We start from the raw sequence: 20,554 nt of genomic DNA, 5'->3' as shown, positions 1-20,554 counted from the left end.
CGGATAAGCATGGGCCTCGTTGCTGTTCCTGTCCGCCGTCCCGAAATCGTTGAGCCGGAGAACGAGCTGGCGGCGATGGTGGCCGCCACCATGCAGTCGCGGCAGACCATTTTGCCGAAACGCTTGATTGCACCCGGGCCGGCTCCAGAGCAGCTGGCCATGATTTTGAATGCCGCAGCCACCGCGCCCGACCATGGGCAGCTGCTGCCGTGGCGTTTCGTGCTGGTGCCGCAGGACGCACGCTTTCGACTGGCCGATGTGTTTGGCGCGGCGCTGATCGCACGCGACGCGCTGGCAACGCCCGTACAGATCGGTCAGGCGCGCGAAAAAGCCTATCGGTCTCCCCTGCTGTTGCTGGTCGTCGTGGATGGTCGGCGCGGCGATGCCGCGATTGACCTGTCCGAACGCATCGTCTCTGCCGGCTGCGCGGTGCAGAACATGTTGCTCATGGCCACGGCGCTCGGGTTTGGTTCGGCACTGACCAGTGGTCAGGCCCTGAAGTTTGACGGGCTTCGCAAGTTGTTTTGCCTGGCAGAGGGCGAACAGCCGCTATGTTTTGTCAGCGTGGGTACGGCTCAGTCGCGCAAGCTGGCACGACCGCGCCCGGCCCCGCCCGAGTTTATGACCCGGCTGCCTGCTGTTCAAACCGTTGCGCCGGTCGAGGCGCTGCATTCTTTTTATTCCCTGTGACTGGATAGCTTCATGGACATTCTGAGTTTTGACGATCTTCTGCAAGCGGCCCGAGCCCAGCCCGAGGCGCAACGCCTGCTGTTTGTGTTCACCGGCGTCGAGTTGCCCGAGGACAGCACACCGCTTCAGCGCGAGCGTTTCCAAGCTGGCCAGGGCGGTGCGCTGGTGCCGCTGATGTGTGTGGACAAACGCCCGGACGAATTGACGTCTTTTGCAGCGCTGGCGCAAGAGTCCAGCCAGTTCGGCCACGCCTGGGGTCTGGTGTTTGCCGCGGCCATGTCGGGCACTGTGAACCGGGCGCCGACCACCGAGGACGCCGAAGAGCCGCTGCAACGCATGGTCGAGTCCATCAAGCAGGGGAGGATTGGCGCTTTTATTCCGTTTGACCCGCAGGGGCAACCGGTGCAGATGGGCTGACATGGGCGTGTTGCGCCGGGTAAGCCCGCCTGCGTCCTTGCCTGGCATGCCCGTACCGGGCGCCGGTTTTGAGGCGCCTTTTGAGATGCTGGCGGCCTGTCACGAGCGTGTGGCGCGCACGCTGGTGTTGCTGGCTCGGCTGCAGCAGCATTTGCTTGAGCAGGGCCAGGACGAGGCTGCGCGGCAGGCCGCCCGCGACGTGATGCGCTACTTTGATCTCGCCGCCCCGCTGCACCATCAGGACGAAGAGCTGCATGTGTTCCCGCCTTTGCTGGCGGGCACAGACGTGGCGCTGGCCGCTTTGGTGCAGCGCTTGTTGCAGGACCATCGGGATATGGAAGTCGCCTGGCCGCTGGCGCGCAGGGTGCTGCTGGGTATCGCAGAAAGTCCAGCCCCTGAGTGGGCGCCGCTGGCGCCCGGCCAGACCCTGGCGCTGAACGGCTTTGCCGCCTTGTACACACGGCATATGCAGGACGAAGACCATCTGGTCTACCCTGCGGCGCATGCTGCTTTGACGGGCGGCGCTCTTCAAACCATGAGCCAGGACATGATGCAGCGCCGCGGCGTCAGTGCCATCCAGTGAAGGGCTGCCATTTGCGGTCTGCTGCGGGCAGGTGTCTGGCCGCCGTTACAGGCAAAATAGCGCGATGAACGCGCCCGACTCTTCCAACGCCCTGGCTGCCCGCAGCGAACTCCCAGACCTGATGCAGACGCTGGGTTCTCAAGCAAAAACGGCCTCAGCTCTTATGGCGCGGGCGCCATCAGCTATCAAAAACAAAGCACTTGCGGGGCTGGCTGCCTTGCTGCGCAGCCAGATCGCGCCTCTGCAGGCCGCCAATACCCTCGATTTGCAACGCGCGACAGCGGCCGGCTTGGCCGGCCCCATGCTGGATCGGCTCAAGCTCGAAGCGAAAACCCTGGAAACTGTCGCCCTTGGATGCGAGCAACTTGCGGCCATGCCCGACGTGATCGGCGAGATCATTGGCATGAAACAGCAGCCCAGCGGCATCCGCGTCGGCCAGATGCGTGTGCCCATTGGCGTGTTCGGCATGATTTATGAAAGCCGGCCCAACGTCACGATTGAAGCGGCCTCGCTGGCGATCAAAAGTGGCAACGCCTGTATTCTGCGCGGCGGCTCCGAGGCGATTGAATCGAACAGGGCGCTGACTGCGCTGGTGCAGCAGGCGCTCACTCAAGCCGGCTTGCCCGCCGATGCGGTGCAACTGGTGCCAACCACCGACCGCGAAGCGGTCGGCCTCCTGATCACCATGCCGCAGTATGTGGACGTGATCATCCCGCGTGGCGGCAAGGGGCTGATCGAACGCATCAGCCGCGATGCGAAAGTGCCGGTCATCAAGCACCTGGACGGAAACTGCCACGTTTATGTGGACGACCCCTGCGACATCGCCATGGCTGTGAGCGTGGCCGACAACGCCAAGACCCAGAAGTACAGCCCCTGCAATGCCAGCGAAGGCCTTTTGGTCGCGCGTGGTGTGGCGGCGGAGTTCCTGCCAAAAATCGGTGCGATCTATGCCGCCAAAGGTGTGGAGATGCGTTGCGACCCCGAGGCCCAGGCCATGCTCGCGAAGCTGCCGGGGGCAAAGGTGCGGTCCGCCACCGAACAGGACTGGTACGAGGAATACCTGGCGCCTGTCATCAGCATCAAGGTCGTCGCGGATGTGGACGAAGCGATTGGTCACATCAACAAATATTCGAGCCACCACACCGACGCCATCCTCACGCGTGACCACATGCATGCGCAGCGCTTTCTGCGTGAGGTCGATTCGGCCAGCGTCATGGTGAATGCGAGCACCCGCTTCGCCGACGGTTTCGAGTTTGGCCTGGGCGCCGAAATCGGCATCAGCACTGATAAATTCCACGCCCGCGGGCCGGTCGGCATCGAAGGCCTGACCTCGCTGAAATATGTGGTGCTGGGCCAGGGCCAAGTACGGAGTTGATGAGTTTTGATTGAACGATTAAGCGTGAAATGCCCGCACCACTGCCTTTGCTGCAGCATGAATCGCAAGCGCACGGCTTCATGTTTCGCGTCAGAAATTAAACAGCCAAAGGATTTTTATGCATGAGGCGAGCAAGGCGTTGATGCGTCGATTGCACGATAACCGTTTCGGTTCACGTTTTTTTGTGGGCGACGGCATCGACATTGGATGTGGGCCGGACCCCTTGGGGCAGTATGCCGAGCAATTTCCGCTGATGAAAACTGTTCGAAACTGGGACATGCCGGATGGCGATGCGCAACTGCTCGAAACCGTTGGAGATGCCTCGCTGGATTTCGTGCACTCAAGTCACTGTCTTGAGCACATGCATGAACCCCGTATCGCCATGCATCACTGGTTAAGGGTCCTCAAGCCTGGCGGGCATTTGGTTGTCGTGATTCCCGACGAAGATCTCTATGAACAGGGTAGTTTCCCTTCTACCTTCAATTCGGACCACAAGTGGACATTTACCGTCCACAAAACATCCAGTTGGTCCCCAAAGTCGATCAACGTGATGGATCTCCTGGGCGGCATGTCTGGCGTGGCCCAGACCATAAAACTGGAATTGCTGGATGCAACCTACCGGTATAAGCTGGATCGATTTGACCAAACGAGGACGCCAGTGGGTGAGTCCGCCATTGAATTTGTCATGCGCAAATTGCTACCGGACGAAATGGAAAGAAAAGGACGCTTCACTCACCGGTAGGTTTCTTCAACCCGGCCATGGCGAGCGTGATCACTAAGCCTGGCTTTGCAGAACTTGAAGCCTTGCGTTTCGGCCCCAGGTTTGACGGGTTATTCGCCTATTCTCCAGAGGATTCCATGGTTCCGCACCTCATCACCGCCCTCAACGGCCCCACCAACGAGCTCGAACAGCGCATCCTCGACATGACACCGGCGATCGAACGCTGGTTCCGGCTGGAGTGGATGGAGCACACGCCGCCGTTTTACAGCTCGGTCGATGTGCGCAACGCGGGCTTCAAGCTGGCGCCGGTGGACACCAATCTTTACCCCGGCGGCTGGAACAACCTGACGCCCGAGATGCTGCCGCTGGCGGTGCAGGCGGCGATGGCGGCGATTGAAAAGATCTGCCCTGAGGCGCGCAACCTGCTGGTCATCCCCGAAAACCACACACGCAACACCTTCTATCTGTCCAATGTGCTGCAGCTCAAGCGCATCTTCCACCAGGCCGGCCTGAACGTGCGCTTCGGCTCGCTGAGCCTGGACATCACCGAGCCCACCACGCTGACCCTGCCGACCGGCGAGCAGATCACGCTGGAGCCGCTGGTGCGCACGGATCGGCGCTTGGGCCTGAAAAACTTCGACCCCTGCACGATTTTGCTCAACAACGACCTGTCAGCCGGCACACCCGGCATGCTGGAAGACCTCAATGAGCAGTATTTGCTGCCGCCGCTGCACGCAGGCTGGTCGGTGCGGCGCAAGTCGCACCATTTCCAGGCTTACGAGGAGGTCTCCAAGCGTTTCGGCAAGCTGCTGGGCGTGGACCCCTGGCTGATCAATCCGATGTTTGCTAAATGCGGCGAGGTCAACCTGGCCGAAGGCGCCGACATGGACTGCCTGACTAGTAACGTTGATGCGTTGCTGACGAAGATCCGGCGCAAATACAAGGAATACGGCATCAACGAAAAGCCGTTTGTCATCGTCAAGGCCGATAACGGCACCTACGGCATGGGCATCATGACGGTGCGCGACGTGAAAGACCTGGACGAGCTCAACCGCAAGACAAAAAACAAGATGAGCACCACCAAGGACGGCCAGTCGCTGTCCGAGGTCATCATCCAGGAAGGCGTGCAGACCCACGAACGCATCAATGACGCCGTGGCCGAACCGGTGGTCTACATGATGGACCGCTACGTGGTGGGCGGCTTTTACCGCGTGCATGCCGACCGCGGCATCGACGAAAACCTCAACGCGCCGGGCTCCAGCTTCGTGCCGCTGGCTTTTGCCGACAGCGGGCGCCTGCCGCAACCGGGTGTGCCGCCAGGTGCCAGCGGGCCCAACCGCTTCTATATGTACGGAGTGATTGGCCGCCTGGCCATGCTGGCCGCCAGCTACGAGCTGGAAGCAACCGATCCGGACGCCGAGGTCTATGACTAGGCTCACCCCTATCGTTCTCACTCCGCTGCGCTCGGTGTAGGGCCGTTTCCCTTGCAGGGGACGCCGCGGGCACCCGGCAAAGCCGGTCTGTCCGTGGCCGTTGAAAAAATCGAGGAAAATAACGATATTTCCTCGCCGACCCAGACTTTGAGTCTTTTAGGCCTCTAGCCCATAGCTAGCGGGCGTGAGCAGCTATCAAAAAAATAGTGTTTCCCTAAGCCAAGGCCAAGCACCGGACCGGCCAGGTCGCAGCCGTTCATGTTACAAGTTGTTGCACCGCAACAAAGCCCTGAAATCTGGTGGTTCGGGTGGCCGTCCGACTTGTTTCGGGCCGCGCGAGGCGCAAAATAGCGTCCCCAAGGCAACCCTTCCCGCATCGGGCCTGAACTGATTCCGGCTCAACGGGAATTTTTTGTGTCCAGTAAAAAATCATCACTTGCAGCGCTGACTCTAGGCGCCATCGGCATTGTTTACGGCGACATCGGCACCAGCGTGTTGTATGCCCTCAAGGTTGTGTTCGAGTCGGGCCATGTGCCGCTGACCCCGGACAACGTCTATGGCATCCTGTCCATGGTCTTCTGGACCATCACCGTGATTGTCTCGCTGAAATACGTCACGTTGATCCTGCGCGCCGACAACAACGGCGAAGGCGGCCTGATCGCGATGCTGGCACTTGCCACCAACGCCGTCAACGACAAGCCCAAACTGCGGCGCTGGCTGCTGGGCGTGGGCATTTTCGGCACCGCAATTTTTTATGGCGACGGCGTGATCACGCCGGCCATTTCGGTGCTGTCGGCGGTTGAGGGGCTGGAACTGCTGTCGCCAGCCTTTCATGACTACATCATGCCGATTGCGCTGGTAGTGATCTTCGGACTGTTCTACGTCCAGAAGAACGGCACCGCGGGCATAGGCAAGCTGTTCGGTCCGATCTGTGTGGTGTGGTTCGTCACCATTGCGGTGATGGGTATTCCGCACATCTGGGCCCATCCGGAGGTGCTGGGTGCCGTCAGCCCGCACCATGCCTTGCGCTTCATCTTCCAGCACCCCGGCATCACCTTTGTGCTGCTGGGCGCGCTGGTGCTGTGTGTCACGGGCGCGGAAGCGCTGTATGCCGACCTCGGCCACTTCGGAAAAAAACCGATCCGCATGGCCTGGTTTGCGCTGGTCATGCCGGCCCTGCTGATCAACTATTTCGGTCAGGGCGCGCTGCTTATCTACACCCCGGAAGCCGTGACCAACCCCTTTTACCTGATGGCGCCCAAGTGGGCGCTGGTTCCGCTGGTGCTGCTGGCCACTGCGGCCACGGTGATTGCCTCGCAGGCCCTGCTGTCCGCAGCCTTCTCGGTGACCAAACAGGCGATTCAGATGGGCTATTTGCCGCGTATGCAGATCCGCCACACCTCGGTGCACGAAACCGGTCAGATCTACATTCCCGCCGTGAACTGGTCGCTGTTCGCCGCGATTGTGATCGCGGTGGTGTTGTTCAAGAATTCGACCAATCTGGCCTCGGCCTACGGCATTGCGGTGACCTCCGACATGCTGATCACAACGGTGCTGACCTTTTTTGTGATCCGCTATAGATGGAAGCTGCCACTGGCCCTGTGCGTGAGCGCAACCGGCCTCTTCTTCATCGTCGACCTGATGTTCTTCGCCTCTAACGCGCTGAAGTTTCTCGCCGGTGGCTGGTTCCCGGTGCTGATCGGTGTGGTGATGTTTACCGTCATGATGACCTGGAAGCAGGGCCGGGCGCTGCTCAACAACAAGCTGCGTGCCGACGCCATCGACCTGCCGAGTTTTCTGGAAGCGGTGTTTGTCAGTCCCCCCGCCCGCGTTGAAGGTACCGCCGTGTTCCTGACCGCCGAGGCTGGCGTGGTGCCCAATGCATTGCTGCACAACCTCAAGCACAACAAGGTGTTGCACGACCAGAACCTGTTTGTCACCGTGCACAACCATGAGGTGCCCTGGATCGGCCTGGACAAACGCCTGGTGATTGAATCGCTGGGCCACAACTGCTGGCAGGTGGTGATCCACTACGGCTTCAAGAACGACCCCGACGTGCCCAAGGCGCTGCAGCAGATGCGCACGCGTGGCTGTGAGCTGGAGACCATGACAACCAGCTACTTCCTGTCGCGTGACGTGGTGGTGCCCACGATAGGGGGTGGCATGATGCCGTGGCGCGAGAAACTGTTTGCTCAGATGCACCACAACGCGGGCGGCGCCGCTGACTTTCTGAACCTGCCCAACAACTCGGTGGTGGAGCTGGGCAGCAAGATCGAAATCTGAATATTGAGTGCCATTTGAGCCTCAAGCCTCTGGCAAGTGGTCCTGAATAGCTATTGAATTAATAGCTGTTCTACGCAAAACCTCGGGCATCGTGTTCAGGCCATCAGCCGTTTCTTCGCCGCCGCCACGGCGGAAAGAAAATCCTCCAGCACCGCCGCATCGTCAATCGTGTCCGAACCCGGTTGGTGAAACTCCGGATGCCACTGCAAGGCCGCGATGTAACTTTTTTCCGGATCCTTGCGGCGTATCGCCTCCACAATCCTGTCGTCCACGCTGAAAGCCTCGGCCTCGAACTCTGGCGCCAGGTCCTTGATTCCCTGGTGGTGAATGCTGTTGACGCGCACTCGCTCCAGGCCCGGATAAAGGCACGACAACCGGGAGCCCTGCACGATCTCCACGCTGTGGAAGTTCTGGTCGTAACTCACCGCATCGCGGTGCACAAAGGATTCGGGCACCTGAGTTGTGATGTCCTGATACAAGGTCCCGCCAAAGGCGACATTGAGCAGCTGCAGGCCGCGGCAGATGCCGAACACCGGCTTGCCGGCCTTTTCAAATGAAGCGACCAGTGCCTTGTCGTAATCGTCGCGCACCCGGTCGCCAGACCAGCGTTCTTCCAGCGGGGCTTCGCCGTAGCTGCCGGGCCAGACGTCAGCGCCGCCGTGCAGCACCAGGCCGTCCAGCCATTGCGCGTAATCGTCAAAGTTCACGTCGCCGCGCTGGGTGCTGCCGGTCGGGCAGGGCACCATGACCACCATGGCGCCAGAGGACATGACCCAGTGCGCCACGGTTTGTTCGACGTATTGCAAGGTTTTGCCGGTGAACAGGGAGCGTGTGGGATCGGCGTGGGAAAAACAGGCCGACAGGCCGATCTTCAGGCGGGTGCGCATGTGGCGCCGGCTTTCCCTGGCGCTGGCATCGGCGGCAGGGAGGGTGTGGGGCTTGGGACTCATGGGCGGGGCATATCTCCGGGAAGGAATGCCCCAGTGTAGGCAGACCGGCATGCCTGCGCTTACAGACAGGCGCTCATTGCCCCGCCGGACAAGACCTCATTCCAGCGGCAGGTCTGCAAAACCCATGAAACGGATGGTCACGCGTGTGCCCGCCGGACTGTGCCCGGGCATGGCGTCTTCGATGGTGACCGTGGCGGCGTGCTGCTTGGCAATTTCCTCGACGATGGCCAGGCCCAGACCCGAGCCGTCCACGTTGGTGCCCAGCGCACGGTAAAACGGCTGCAGCACCAGCTCCCGTTCGGCTGCCGGAATGCCTGGGCCCGAGTCTTCGACCTGTAGCACCACCACGCCGCTGAAGCGGTCGGTCAGCAGGCGCACCGTGACCTGACCGCCATCGGGTGTGTAGTTCAGCGCGTTGTCCAGCAGGTTGCGCACCAGCTCCTTGAGCAGCGTCGGATTGGCCTCCAGCATGCTTGCTGTCTCGCCGGGCGGCGGACCGTCGTAACCCAGGTCAATATGTTTTTCCAGTGCACGGGGCACCGAGTCCTGGATGGCGTCGGACAGCACCTGCACCACGTCCAGCTTCTGCTTGGCCAGGCTGCGGCCAGTGGTCTCGGCGCGCGCCAGCGCCAGCAATTGGTTGACAGTGTGGGTGGCGCGCACGCTGGCACGTCCGATCTGCTTGAGGGATTTCTTGAGCTCGTCGGCATCGGTCTCGCGCTGGGCCAGGTCGGCCTGCATGCGCAGGCCGGCCAGCGGCGTCTTGAGCTGGTGGGCAGCGTCGGCCAGGAAGCGTTTTTGCGTGGTCAGCAGCACCTTGAGCCGGTTCAGCAGATCGTTGATCGACGAGACCAGCGGTGCCACTTCTTCGGGCACCACGCTTTCGTCGAGCGGACTCATGTCGTCGGACTTGCGCGCGCGTATGCGTTTTTCCAGCTGGTCCAGCGGCTTGATTCCGCGCACCAGCGCCAGCCAGACCAGCAGCACCGCCAGCGGCAGCGTGACAAACTGCGGCACCATCACGCCCTTGACGATTTCAGTGGCCAAGGTCTTGCGTTTCTCCAGCGTCTCGGCCACCTGCACAAGAATGGGGTGGGCACCCGGCACATCGACCTTGATCCAGGTGTAGGCCACGCGAACTTCCTGGCCCTGCATGGTGTCCTCGCGCAACCGAACCTCGCCATCGGTGGACAGTTCCTCGTCCAGCGGCAGCGGCAGATCATGCTCGCCGCTGATGAACTCGCCGCGTGTGCCCAGCACCTGGTAGAAGACCAGATCGGTGTCGTCGGCGCGCAGGATCTCACGCGCCGGCCCGGTCAGGTTGAACTGCACCTGCTTGTTCTTGACCACGATCAGCTTGCTCAGGGCCTGCACGTTGTATTCGAGCGCGCGGTCAAAAGGTTTGCCGGCAATGTTCTGTGCCACCAGCCAGGTCAGCGCCAGGCTGATGGGCCACAGCAGCAGCAGCGGCGTGAGCATCCAGTCCAGGATCTCGCCAAACAGGCTGCGGCGCTCGCGCTGGAAAAGCCTCAGTGCCACAGCTTAAAAGCGGGGCGGGCTGAGGCCCGCCGAACGTTCTCTTCATTTAAGCCGGGGCCGTGGGTCCGGCTTTGCTGGCCCGCAGGCGCAGCGGCCCCCTCGGGGCTGGCACCTGCGGCTCCAAACCTGCCTGAGCAGGTTTGGACAGGCACCAGAAGCGAAGCCTCTGGCGAGCGGCGGCTTGCAAGGTGCAGGGAGTTACACGCAGTGAAAAGCGTGGGGGCCATTTAACCAGGTATCTTTTCGAGGCAATAACCGAGGCCGCGCACCGTGGCAATCCGCACCGGGCCTTTCTCGATTTTCTTGCGCAGCCGGTGGATGTAGACCTCTATCGCGTTGTTGCTGACCTCTTCGCCCCATTCACACAGGCGCTCGACCAGCTGGTCCTTGCTGACCAGGCGGCCGGCGCGCTGCAACAGCACTTCCAGCAAACCGAGCTCGCGCGCCGACAGCTCGACCATCTGGCCGTCTATGGTGGCCACACGCCCGGCCTGGTCATACACCAGCGGGCCGTGTTTGATGGTGCTGCTGGCGCCGCCCATGCCGCGACGAATCAGGGCGCGCACGCGCGCTTCAAGCTCCTGCAGCGAAAACGGTTTGGCCATGTAGTCGTCGGCGCCATAGTCCAGGCCCTTGACGCGTTCTTCGACGCTGTCGGCGGCGGTCAGGATCAGCACCGGCATGGCCGAGCCACGCGCGCGCAGGCGCTTGAGCACTTCCAGCCCGTGCATGCGCGGCAGACCCAGATCAAGGATCAGCAGGTCGAACTCGGTATTGGTCAGCAGCGCGGCATCGGCTTCGGTGCCGCTGGCCACATGGTCAGCCGCAGCGCCGGAGGCGCGCAGGGTGCGCAGCAGGCCGTCAGCCAGGACCTGGTCATCTTCGGCGATCAAAATACGCATGCTTGTCTCCTGAGGGGATGACTGCACGCTCCGGCGGAGGGCGCAGGCTGAAACGGCTCTGAGGCTGTTTTCCAAATTCTAGGCTTTTATCCCCTCCGGTTTGCTGACTGGCTGCGCCCATGCTTTTCATAGCCTCTAGTGCGCTATGCCAATGCCTTTCTGTCTTTCCAAGCAGGGGCCGCGGATCTGGCTTTGCCAGTCCGCAGGCGCAGCGGCCCCCTCGGGGGGCAGGGAGCGACACGCAGTGCGCGACCGTGGGGGCCCCATTTTTACCCAGCATAGGCTTCCAGGCCCAGCGCGACCACGGTCGCCACGTCGGTGCCGACGGCCTGGCGGAACTCGGTCTCGGCCTGGCTGACTGCGGTGCGAAAGGCTTGCAGCCAGTGCAGGCCGGACGCGGTGAACATCACCACGCGGGCGCGTTTGTCGTGCGGGTCGGGCTCGCGTAGGACCAGGCCCCAGGCCTCGCATTGGTCCACCAGGTCGCCCATGGCCTGCTTGCTCATGCCGGCGCTTTGCGCCAGGTCGGTCAGGCGCGAGCCGCCGACCGCCAGGTGCCGCGTGATGTGGATGTGCGCCGCGCCGACCTGGGCGCGCGCGGCCAGGTTGGACAGGGCCAGGGGCACGTCCACATTGCGCGCCATCAACATCAACACGCGCTCGTCAAAACGCCGCAAGGCGTGGCCCAGCAGGCGGCCCAGGTGGGTCAAGCGCCAGTTTTCCTCGTCGGCCGGCGCGGCAGCGGGGGTCGGAACAGGGCTAAAATCCATGCCAAAAATGATACAGGCAATTGATCAGGCAAACTGACTAAAAATGGGGTTTACTTATTTCAACGACGCCCATAAAGTACTGGTCATGCATCCAGCGCTGTGATTAAAAGCAGAGCTGGAACAAGCAAAACTTTCAACTCAAGGAGCTTTTCATGGACATGCCCAATCGCAGCAACCCCGCCCTGAACACCGAAAAAGCCAAGGCCCTGCAAGCCGCCCTGGCCCAGATCGAAAAGCAGTTCGGCAAAGGCACCATCATGAAGCTGGGCGCCGGCGAGGTGATCGAGGACATCCAGGTGGTCTCCACCGGTTCGTTGGGCCTGGACATCGCGCTCGGCGTCGGCGGTCTGCCGCGCGGCCGGGTGGTGGAGATCTACGGCCCGGAATCGTCTGGCAAAACCACGCTGACCCTGCAGGTGATTGCCGAGATGCAGAAACTCGGCGGCACCTGCGCCTTTGTCGATGCCGAACACGCGCTGGACATCCAGTACGCCCAAAAACTGGGCGTCAATCTGCAGGAATTGCTGATTTCCCAACCCGACACTGGCGAGCAGGCGCTCGAAATTGTGGATTCACTGACCCGCTCCGGCGCAGTTGATTTGATCGTGATCGACTCGGTCGCGGCGCTGACACCCAAGGCCGAGCTTGAAGGCGAAATGGGCGATTCCCTGCCCGGCCTGCAGGCCCGCCTGATGAGCCAGGCGCTGCGCAAGCTGACGGCCCACATCAAGAAGGCCAACTGCATGGTGATTTTCATCAATCAGATCCGCATGAAGATCGGCGTGATGTTCGGCAGCCCGGAAACCACCACCGGCGGCAATGCGCTGAAGTTTTACGCCTCGGTGCGTCTCGATATCCGCCGCATCGGTTCGATCAAGAAGGGCGAAGAGGTGGTCGGCAACGAAACCCGGGTCAAGGTGGTCAAGAACAAGGTGGCCTCGCCCTTCAAGATGGCCGAGTTCGACATTCTTTATGGCGAAGGCATCAGCCGCCTCGGCGAGGTGCTGGATCTGGGTGTGGCCGCGCATATCGTCGAAAAAGCCGGTGCCTGGTACGCCTTCAACGGGGAAAAGATTGGCCAGGGCCGCGACAACTCGCGTGAGTTCCTGAAAGAAAATCCGGAACTGGCGATGGAAATTGAAAACAAGGTGCGCGAGTCGCTGGGCATCCCGCTGATCCAGGACGCCGTCGGCGGCAAACCGGAAAAAGCGGAAAAAGCGGACAAGACCGATAAAGCGGACAAGGCAGAAAAAGCCGAGAAGGCACCGAAGGCGCTAGTTGCCTGAAGGTGCAAGGCTTCGGATGGTGAGTCAAATCGGACTCCCGCCCTTGTCCAGTAAGCATGAGTAGCTACCAAAACAATAACAAATTGGGGTCGCGCGCCGGGCAGGTGACTGGCAAGGCGGCCACAGCGACAGGTTTCGGCCTGTCGCTCAAGGGCCGCGCCCTGCGTTACCTGGCGGCGCGTGAGCATTCACGCGCCGAGCTGGAGCGCAAGCTGTCCGCTCATGCCGAGTCGCCCGAGCAACTGGCCCAGGTGCTCGACGAGCTGCAGGCCAAAGACTTCATCAGCGAAGCGCGGGTGGTCGAGTCAGTGATCAACCGGCGCGCCGGGCGTTTCGGTGCGGCGCGCATCCGCCATGAACTGCAGGGCAAGGGCCTGGCGCCCGAAGCGGTGGCTGAGGCCGTCAGCGGACTCAAAGCCAGTGAGGTCGCGCGCGCGCGCGAAGTCTGGCGAAAGAAGTTTGGTGAGCCTGCGCCGGACGCCGCCGCGCGCGGCAAACAAATGCGCTTTCTGGCAGCGCGGGGTTTCGGGTCAGAGGCGATACGCCGCGTGGTGTCGCAGTCGGAAGACGATTAGGCGACAGCCTTGCTCGCGATCATGGCGGGTTGGACCCCCTTTCCTGACTTTTATAGAGCCAAATTGGCCGTAAGCCCCCGTCGGCCAGGCGCAAGCAGCTATCAATTCAAGAGCAATGAGGACTACAAACCCAGCATCAGTTCGAGGTTTTGCACGGCCGCGCCCGAAGCGCCCTTGCCCAGGTTGTCAAGCCGCGCAATCAGCACTGCGTGGCGGAATTCCTCGTTGCCGAACACCCGTAACTCCATCTTGTTCGTGTCGTTGAGGCCCAAGGCATCAATAGAGGTGCAGTCTCCGACCGGCTCGACCGTGACCCAGGGGCTGCCGGCGTAGTGACGCGCAAGTACATCCTGCAATTGGGCTGCGGTGGGCTGGCCCGTCAGCAGATCCAGGTGCAAGGGCAGTTGCACCAGCATGCCTTGCTTGAAGTTGCCAACCGAAGGCGTGAACACCGGTCGGCGTGTCAGCCCCGTGTATTTCATGATCTCCGGCAGGTGTTTGTGCTTGAGGTTCAGGCCGTAGACCTGGTACGGCGGCGCCTTGCCAGCTTCGTAGTCCTCGATCATGCTGCGGCCGCCGCCAGAGTAGCCGCTGATCGCCGGAATGGCCAGCGGATAGTCTTTCAGCAGCAGGCCGGCATCGACCAGCGGGCGGATCAGCGCGATCGCGCCGGTGGAATAGCAACCTGGGTTGGCAACCCGGTCGGCGCTAGCCACCGCCTCACGTTGGCCGGCCGCGAGCTCGGGAAAACCAAATACCCAACCCGGCGCCGTGCGGTGCGCGGTGGACGCATCAATGATCTTCGGGCCCTTGCTGCCGCTGATACGGGCCAGGTCGTCGATCATGGCGACCGATTCGCGCGCCGCGTCGTCATGCAGGCACAGCACCACCAAGTCAACCGTGCCCATCAGTGCGCGCTTGGCCGCCGCATCCTTGCGCAGCTCAGGCGCGATGCTGACCAGCTCGATGGCGGGCATGGCTTGCAGGCGTTCGCGGATCTGCAGACCCGTGGTTCCCGCTTCACCGTCGATAAAGACCTTGGCCATGGAGGCTTCTTCCTGTGAAAATTGCTAATTACGGAGGGGTCAGGCGCGCACAATAATTGTGCATCGCAACATGATACAGTTCTGCGCTGCTGCCCGCAGTGATCGACGGCGTTACATTTTGGGGAATTCTGCAAAATGTGGCAGATCCACATCACCCCCGCTGACGCCTCCTTTTTACCGACTCCTGGAAGTAATTTCATGAAAATTCACGAATACCAAGGCAAGGAAATCTTGCGCAACTTTGGTGTGCCCACGCCGCGCGGCATTCCCGCCTTCACCGTGCAGGAAGCTGTTGAAGCTGCGCAAAAACTCGGCGGCCCGGTCTGGGTGGTCAAGGCGCAAATTCACGCGGGCGGCCGTGGCAAGGGCGGCGGCGTCAAGCTGGCGCGCAGCATCGATGAAGTCAAACAACTCGCCGGCGAAATCCTCGGCATGCAACTGATCACGCACCAGACTGACGCCGCCGGCCAAAAAGTCCGCCGACTGCTGATTGAGGACGGCGCCGACATCAAGAAAGAATATTACGTCTCGGCCGTGACCGACCGCGCCACGCAGCGCGTCGCCTTCATGGCGTCTTCCGAAGGCGGCATGGACATCGAGGAAGTGGCGCACGCCACGCCCGAAAAAATCATCAAGGTGTTTGTCGACCCGGCTCTGGGCCTGACCGACGCGCAAGCCAAGGAACTGGCCGACGGCATGACCGTGCCGCCGGGCTCCACCGCCCAGGCCGTGGACGTGCTGCAAAAGCTCTACAAGTGCTACATGGAAACCGACTGCAGCCTGGCCGAGATCAACCCGCTGATTCTCGAAGGCAACGGCAACATCAAGGCGCTGGATGCCAAGTTCAACTTCGACCCGAACGCGCTGTTCCGCCATCCGGAAATCGTCGCCTATCGCGACCTGGACGAGGAAGACCCGGCCGAAGTCGAGGCCAGCAAGTTTGACCTGGCCTACATCAGCCTGAACGGCAACATCGGCTGCCTGGTCAACGGCGCCGGCTTGGCCATGGCCACCATGGACACCATCAAGCTGTTCGGCGGCGAGCCGGCCAACTTCCTGGACGTCGGCGGTGGCGCCACGGCGGAAAAGGTCACTGAAGCCTTCAAGATCATGCTGAAGAACCCCGATGTCAAAGGCATCCTGGTCAATATCTTCGGTGGCATCATGAAGTGCGACACCATCGCCGACGGCGTGATCACCGCCTGCAAGGCCGTTAACCTGTCGGTTCCACTGGTGGTGCGCATGAAGGGCACCAATGAGGACCTGGGCAAGAAGATGCTGGCCGACTCAGGCCTGCCCATCATTGCTGCAGACACCATGGCCGAAGCCGCGACCAAAATCGTCGCCGCCGTCAAATAAGCCCGGAGCCAAGAACATGTCCATCTACATCAACAAAAACACCAAAGTCATCACGCAGGGCATCACCGGCAAGACCGGCCAGTTCCACACCCGCATGTGCCGCGATTATGCTAACGGCAAGGAGTGCTTTGTCGCCGGCGTGAACCCGAAGAAAGCCGGCGAAGATTTCGAAGGCATCCCGATTTTTGCCAACGTGACGGAGGCCGCCAAGGCCACTGGTGCCACGGTATCGGTGATCTACGTGCCGCCTGCAGGCGCTGCCGCGGCCATCTGGGAAGCTGTTGAAGCCAACCTCGACCTGGCGATCTGCATCACCGAAGGCATTCCCGTGCGCGACATGCTGGAAGTGCGCAACCGCATGAAGGCCAAGGAAGCTGCCGGCGGCAAAAAAACCCTGCTGCTGGGCCCCAACTGCCCCGGCCTGATCACGCCTGAAGAAATCAAGATCGGCATCATGCCCGGCCACATCCACCGCAAAGGCCGCATTGGTGTGGTCAGCCGCTCCGGCACGCTGACTTATGAAGCCGTGGCGCAACTGACCGAGATCGGCCTGGGTCAGTCCAGCGCCGTCGGCATCGGCGGCGACCCGATCAATGGCCTGAAACACATCGACGTGATGCGCGCCTTCAATGACGACCCGGACACCGATGCTGTCATCATGATTGGCGAAATCGGTGGCCCTGACGAGGCTGAAGCCGCCATGTGGTGCAAAGCCAATATGAAAAAGCCCATCGTCGGCTTTATCGCCGGTGTGACCGCCCCTGCCGGCAAACGCATGGGCCATGCGGGCGCGCTGATCTCCGGTGGTGCCGACACGGCCGATGCCAAGCTCGCCATCATGGAAGAATGCGGCTTCACGGTGACACGCAATCCGTCAGAAATGGCGAAATTGCTCAAAGCCCTGCTGTAAATTCCGGAAAATTGAGTCCGGTCAACTGTTGGGCCGATTGTCTTCGCTGACAATCGGCCTTTTCGATTCCCTTTGAGAGGTTTCCATGGAAGAGTTCATGACGGCCAGTTTCTGGCTTGCGGTTGGCCAGATCATCATGATCGACATCCTTCTGGGTGGCGACAACGCGGTGGTGATCGCCCTGGCATGCCGGAACCTGCCTGCCAAGCAGCGCACCCAGGGCATTATTTACGGGACCATGGGCGCGATTGTGTTGCGCGTTTTGCTGATTGCTTTTGCGCTGGCGCTGCTGGCCGTTCCCTACCTCAAGATTGTCGGCGCCTTGCTGCTGCTGTGGATTGGCGTCAAGCTGCTGCAACCCGAAGGCGAGGACGCGCACAACATAAGCTCCAGCGACAAGCTCTGGGGCGCGGTCAAAACCGTGATCATTGCGGACCTGGTGATGAGTGTGGACAACGTGTTGGCGATTGCGGGTGCCGCCCAGGGCGCCCATCTGGACCATCAACTGCCATTGGTAATTTTCGGTTTGCTGGTCAGCATTCCCATCATTGTCTGGGGCAGCCAGATTGTGCTGAAGCTGATGGGGCGTTTTCCGATCATCATCACGCTGGGCGCCATGCTGCTGGGCTGGATTGCCGGTCAGATGGCGTACACCGACCCCGCCATCAAGGCTTATTTGCCTGAGTCGGCGGCCTGGAGTTACGTGGCGGCAGCGGTAGGTGCTTTGTTTGTCCTCGCGGCGGGCAAGATTGTGCAGGCTCGGCACAAGCCGGCAAGCCCGGCCTGAGCCCCGGCCTTACCGGGGCTGTAGCCTAGGCGCTTACGGCATCTAATTTGCAACACGGCCTTGTGCCGTGTGCAAAAGTCTCTTGTCCGTGTTCAAGGCGTCTGTTAATGTCCACAATAGGAAATTTGTAACCGCGATGTAACGTGGCGGGGCGGTCGCTTTACGCGACCAAATCGGTGAGAGTGGATATGAACAGCGAACCAGGACAAAGGGCGGGACGTGGCCACATCATCAAGTAAGCGCGGGCAATTCTGGCGGGCAGACTGGTTTGTTGGAGTCCTGGTGGTGCTGGCCGTGCTGGGCTTGCACGCAGCCACCGACTTCTTTGGCGCGCTGGAGCGTCGCTATTACGACTTTGCCAGCACCAGCACTTCGCGCCAGCCCTCCGACCGCATCGCGATCATTGCCATCGACGACCAGAGCATCGCCAACATCGGCCGCTGGCCCTGGTCGCGCGATGTGCATGCGCAACTGATTGACCAGTTGGCCGCAGCCAAAGCCAAAACGATTGCCCATACAGCGTTCTTTTTTGAACCCCAAACCGACCGTGGCCTGGTGTTCATTCGCAAGATCAAGGAAGCCTTGGGGCCGGTGAGCGACCCGGCTGTCTCCCAGGGTGGGCTCAGTGAGCAGCTGAGCAAGGTCATCGCGGAGGCCGAGATCACGCTGGACACGGATGCCAAGCTTGCCGCAAGCATGGCCAAAGCGGCCAATGTGCTGGTTCCCTCGGTGTTTGTGCTGGGTGAACCCCAGGGCAAGCCCGACAGTCCGCTGCCCGCATACGCGCTCAAAAGCGCCGTGGAAGAGACCGGGGGTTTCTCGCTGCCCGCCGTTCGGGGGCAACAGCCGATAGAGATCATTGGCAACAGCGCGGCGGGTGTTGCGCATTTGAACCAGCTGCCTGACGTGGATGGTGCGGTGCGACAGGAGCCTTTGCTGATCAACTATTACGGCAAGGCGGTGCCCTCGATGGGTTTGCTGGCAGCCGTCAAAAGCCTGAACCTTGACGCGCGAGATATCAAATTGAATGGGGTGGAGTCGGTGCAAATCGGCAAATTGCGCATCGGCACCGACGAGGCTGCATTGATGCTGCCGCAGTTCTACAAAGGCCGGGACGGCAAACCGGCGTTTACGGTGGACTCTTTCTATGACGTGCTGTCAGGCAAAATTCCATCCAGCAAGTACACCGACAAGATTGTGGTCATCGGCGCCACGGCCGCCGGGGTGGGGACACAGTTCCCCACGCCAGCCGGTCCGGGGCTGTCGCCCGCGGAGACCATTGCCCACATCACCTCCAGCATACTGAGTGAGCATTTCATCGTTCAGCCGGGCTGGGGCATCTGGGCTACGCTGGGGGTGTGGCTGGTGGTCGCTGCTTACCTGATCGCCGGTTTGCCGCGTCTGTCTGCCGGCAAGGCGGCGATGGTGACGCTGCTGGTGTTTGTGGCGCTGCTGGTGATCGAGTTTGTTTTGCTGTCGGCAGCGGCGACCTGGCTCAAGCTGGTGTTTCCAGCCGCGCTGCTGATGATCGGGCATCTGGCGCTGACCACCAAGCGCTTCCTCATGACCGAAGCCGGCAAACTCAGGTCGGACGAGGAGTCGGCCGAAACCAATCGAATGATGGGATTGGCCTTGCAGGGGCAGGGGCAGCTCGATATGGCGTTTGACCGTTTTCACCGCGTGCCTTTCACCGATGCGCTGATGGACAACATGAACAACCTGGCGCTCGATTTTGAGCGCAAGCGTCAGTTCAACAAGGCCCAAGCCGTGTACGAATACATGGCCACTTACAACAAGAACCACAAAGACCTTCAATCCAAACTCAACCGTGCCAAAAACCTCTCTGAAACCGTTATTCTGGGTGGCGGTGGCTCGCATCCGGGCGGGACCATGCTGCTCGACGGCGGCGGGGTTGAAAAACCGATGCTCGGGCGTTATCAGGTTGAGAAGGAACTGGGCAAGGGCGCGATGGGCGTGGTCTATCTGGGCAAAGACCCGAAAATCGGGCGGGTGGTGGCGATCAAGACGATGGCATTGAGCCAGGAGTTCGAAGGCGACGAGCTGACAGATGCCCGCGAGCGCTTCTTCCGGGAGGCTGAAACCGCAGGCCGGCTGCAGCACCAGAACATCGTGACGATCTTCGATGCCGGCGAAGAGCATGACTTGGCCTATATTGCCATGGAGTTCCTTAAGGGCAAGGATCTGGCCGATGTGACCAAAGACGGTCATCTGCTGGCCATTCCCAAGGTGCTTTCGATTGTTGCGCGTGTGGCGGAGGCGCTGGCTTATGCCCACAAGCAAAACGTGGTGCACCGCGACATCAAGCCTGCCAACATCATGTATGACCCCCAGAGCGACACCGTCAAGGTGACTGATTTCGGGATTGCCCGCATCACTGACTCCAGCAAAACCAAAACCGGCATGGTGCTTGGAACGCCGAGCTTCATGTCGCCCGAGCAGATCGCCGGCAAAAAGGTCGATGGCCGCTCGGATCTGTATTCGTTGGGTGTGATGCTTTTTCAGATGCTTGCAGGTGTGCTGCCTTTCCGCGGTGACTCGATGGCGGAGTTGATGTACAAAATCGCCAATGAGCCCGCACCGGATATCCGTATCATCCAACCTCAGTTACCCGGGCGCTTGGCGGATATCGTGGCCTTGTCGCTCAGTAAAAATTCCGAGACCCGGTACCAGGAGGGTGGGCAGTTTGCCGCAGATCTGCGCGTTGTAATCGCAGAGCTGTCTGGCGCCGTCACTTCGCCGCCTTCTGCGACGGTTTTGCAGGCTGTGGGGGCGTCAGACGCAGGCGAAAAAACCGTCGCTTTAGCAGCCGGAGAGCTACCTTCATTTGAAAAGACAGTCGTCACTCAAACACCTTTCGACGCCGCGGCAGGCCATGCCGAAAAAGAATTGAAGCCATAACAAAAAGCA

At 61.1% G+C, this 20,554-nt stretch carries 18 protein-coding genes; 13 read left to right on the top strand and 5 right to left on the bottom strand.

Translation table 11 applies throughout. From position 1 onward, the window contains the following. The first annotated feature begins 9 nt into the window (after positions 1-9). From IEX16_RS03210 to IEX16_RS03180, 7 genes are all read left to right on the top strand, one after another. The gene (locus IEX16_RS03210) at positions 10-690 is read left to right on the top strand and encodes a nitroreductase family protein (protein WP_188706546.1); all 681 of its coding nucleotides are present in this window, start codon (positions 10-12) and stop codon (positions 688-690) included. Between the two features lie 12 nt (positions 691-702). After that, complete coding sequence (locus tag IEX16_RS03205) at positions 703-1,107, top strand: ribonucleotide reductase subunit alpha (RefSeq protein WP_188706544.1); 405 nt, start codon at positions 703-705, stop codon at positions 1,105-1,107. A gap of 46 nt (positions 1,108-1,153) precedes the next feature. Beyond that, positions 1,154-1,690, top strand: a complete 537-nt coding sequence (locus tag IEX16_RS03200) for a hemerythrin domain-containing protein (protein ID WP_229676145.1) — start codon at positions 1,154-1,156, stop codon at positions 1,688-1,690. 64 nt (positions 1,691-1,754) lie between these two features. Continuing rightward, a complete protein-coding gene (locus IEX16_RS03195) occupies positions 1,755-3,065 on the top strand; it encodes a glutamate-5-semialdehyde dehydrogenase (protein ID WP_188706542.1) in 1,311 nt (436 codons plus the stop codon). Positions 3,066-3,183: 118 nt separating this feature from the next. Further along, on the top strand, positions 3,184-3,807 hold the full coding sequence (locus IEX16_RS03190) for a methyltransferase domain-containing protein (protein WP_188706540.1): 624 nt from the start codon (positions 3,184-3,186) through the stop codon (positions 3,805-3,807). 116 nt (positions 3,808-3,923) lie between these two features. Continuing rightward, the gene (gene gshA, locus IEX16_RS03185; protein WP_188706538.1) at positions 3,924-5,219 is read left to right on the top strand and encodes a glutamate--cysteine ligase; all 1,296 of its coding nucleotides are present in this window, start codon (positions 3,924-3,926) and stop codon (positions 5,217-5,219) included. A gap of 414 nt (positions 5,220-5,633) precedes the next feature. After that, positions 5,634-7,502 (top strand): potassium transporter Kup, encoded by a 1,869-nt coding sequence (locus IEX16_RS03180; protein WP_188706536.1) that lies wholly within the window; start codon positions 5,634-5,636, stop codon positions 7,500-7,502. A gap of 95 nt (positions 7,503-7,597) precedes the next feature. On the opposite strand, the gene IEX16_RS03175 is transcribed toward IEX16_RS03180, so the two are convergent. From IEX16_RS03175 to IEX16_RS03160, 4 genes are all read right to left on the bottom strand, one after another. Continuing rightward, complete coding sequence (locus IEX16_RS03175) at positions 7,598-8,389, bottom strand: gamma-glutamyl-gamma-aminobutyrate hydrolase family protein (RefSeq protein WP_188707157.1); 792 nt, start codon at positions 8,387-8,389, stop codon at positions 7,598-7,600. Positions 8,390-8,548: 159 nt separating this feature from the next. Further along, positions 8,549-9,985: a sensor histidine kinase gene (locus IEX16_RS03170; RefSeq protein WP_188707155.1), complete on the bottom strand. Its 1,437-nt coding sequence runs from the start codon at positions 9,983-9,985 to the stop codon at positions 8,549-8,551. Positions 9,986-10,218: 233 nt separating this feature from the next. Further along, positions 10,219-10,893 carry a response regulator gene (locus tag IEX16_RS03165; RefSeq protein ID WP_188706535.1) on the bottom strand — a complete coding sequence of 225 codons (675 nt, stop codon included), beginning with the start codon at positions 10,891-10,893 and terminating at the stop codon, positions 10,219-10,221. 269 nt (positions 10,894-11,162) lie between these two features. Then, positions 11,163-11,663, bottom strand: coding sequence for a MarR family winged helix-turn-helix transcriptional regulator (locus IEX16_RS03160; RefSeq protein WP_188706533.1), 501 nt, complete (start codon positions 11,661-11,663; stop codon positions 11,163-11,165). 152 nt (positions 11,664-11,815) lie between these two features. On the opposite strand from IEX16_RS03160, the gene recA reads away from it, so the two are divergent. Then, a complete protein-coding gene (gene recA / locus IEX16_RS03155; protein ID WP_188706531.1) occupies positions 11,816-12,949 on the top strand; it encodes a recombinase RecA in 1,134 nt (377 codons plus the stop codon). Between the two features lie 56 nt (positions 12,950-13,005). Next, positions 13,006-13,524 carry a recombination regulator RecX gene (gene recX / locus IEX16_RS03150; protein WP_188706529.1) on the top strand — a complete coding sequence of 173 codons (519 nt, stop codon included), beginning with the start codon at positions 13,006-13,008 and terminating at the stop codon, positions 13,522-13,524. 122 nt (positions 13,525-13,646) lie between these two features. Here the strand turns inward: recX and argC are convergent, their stop codons facing one another. Further along, positions 13,647-14,570 carry an N-acetyl-gamma-glutamyl-phosphate reductase gene (gene argC, locus IEX16_RS03145; protein ID WP_188706527.1) on the bottom strand — a complete coding sequence of 308 codons (924 nt, stop codon included), beginning with the start codon at positions 14,568-14,570 and terminating at the stop codon, positions 13,647-13,649. 198 nt (positions 14,571-14,768) lie between these two features. Between argC and sucC the strand changes: the two genes are divergently transcribed. The 4 genes from sucC (at position 14,769) to IEX16_RS03125 (ending at position 20,545) form a co-directional block, all read left to right on the top strand. Beyond that, entirely contained in the window at positions 14,769-15,929 is a 1,161-nt protein-coding gene (sucC, locus tag IEX16_RS03140) for an ADP-forming succinate--CoA ligase subunit beta (RefSeq protein WP_188706525.1), read from the top strand. Positions 15,930-15,945: 16 nt separating this feature from the next. Next, positions 15,946-16,839: a succinate--CoA ligase subunit alpha gene (gene sucD, locus IEX16_RS03135; protein ID WP_077591559.1), complete on the top strand. Its 894-nt coding sequence runs from the start codon at positions 15,946-15,948 to the stop codon at positions 16,837-16,839. An 85-nt stretch (positions 16,840-16,924) separates the two neighbouring features. Continuing rightward, the gene (locus tag IEX16_RS03130; protein ID WP_188706523.1) at positions 16,925-17,626 is read left to right on the top strand and encodes a TerC family protein; all 702 of its coding nucleotides are present in this window, start codon (positions 16,925-16,927) and stop codon (positions 17,624-17,626) included. 219 nt (positions 17,627-17,845) lie between these two features. Then, positions 17,846-20,545 carry a CHASE2 domain-containing serine/threonine-protein kinase gene (locus IEX16_RS03125; RefSeq protein WP_188706521.1) on the top strand — a complete coding sequence of 900 codons (2,700 nt, stop codon included), beginning with the start codon at positions 17,846-17,848 and terminating at the stop codon, positions 20,543-20,545. The last annotated feature ends 9 nt before the right edge of the window (positions 20,546-20,554 follow it).

Source organism: Polaromonas eurypsychrophila, from assembly GCF_014641715.1.
In the GTDB taxonomy this organism is placed as follows: domain Bacteria; phylum Pseudomonadota; class Gammaproteobacteria; order Burkholderiales; family Burkholderiaceae_C; genus Polaromonas; species Polaromonas eurypsychrophila.
Note: the sequence above shows the minus strand (reverse complement) of the source record. Positions and strands in the feature narration are given on the sequence as shown.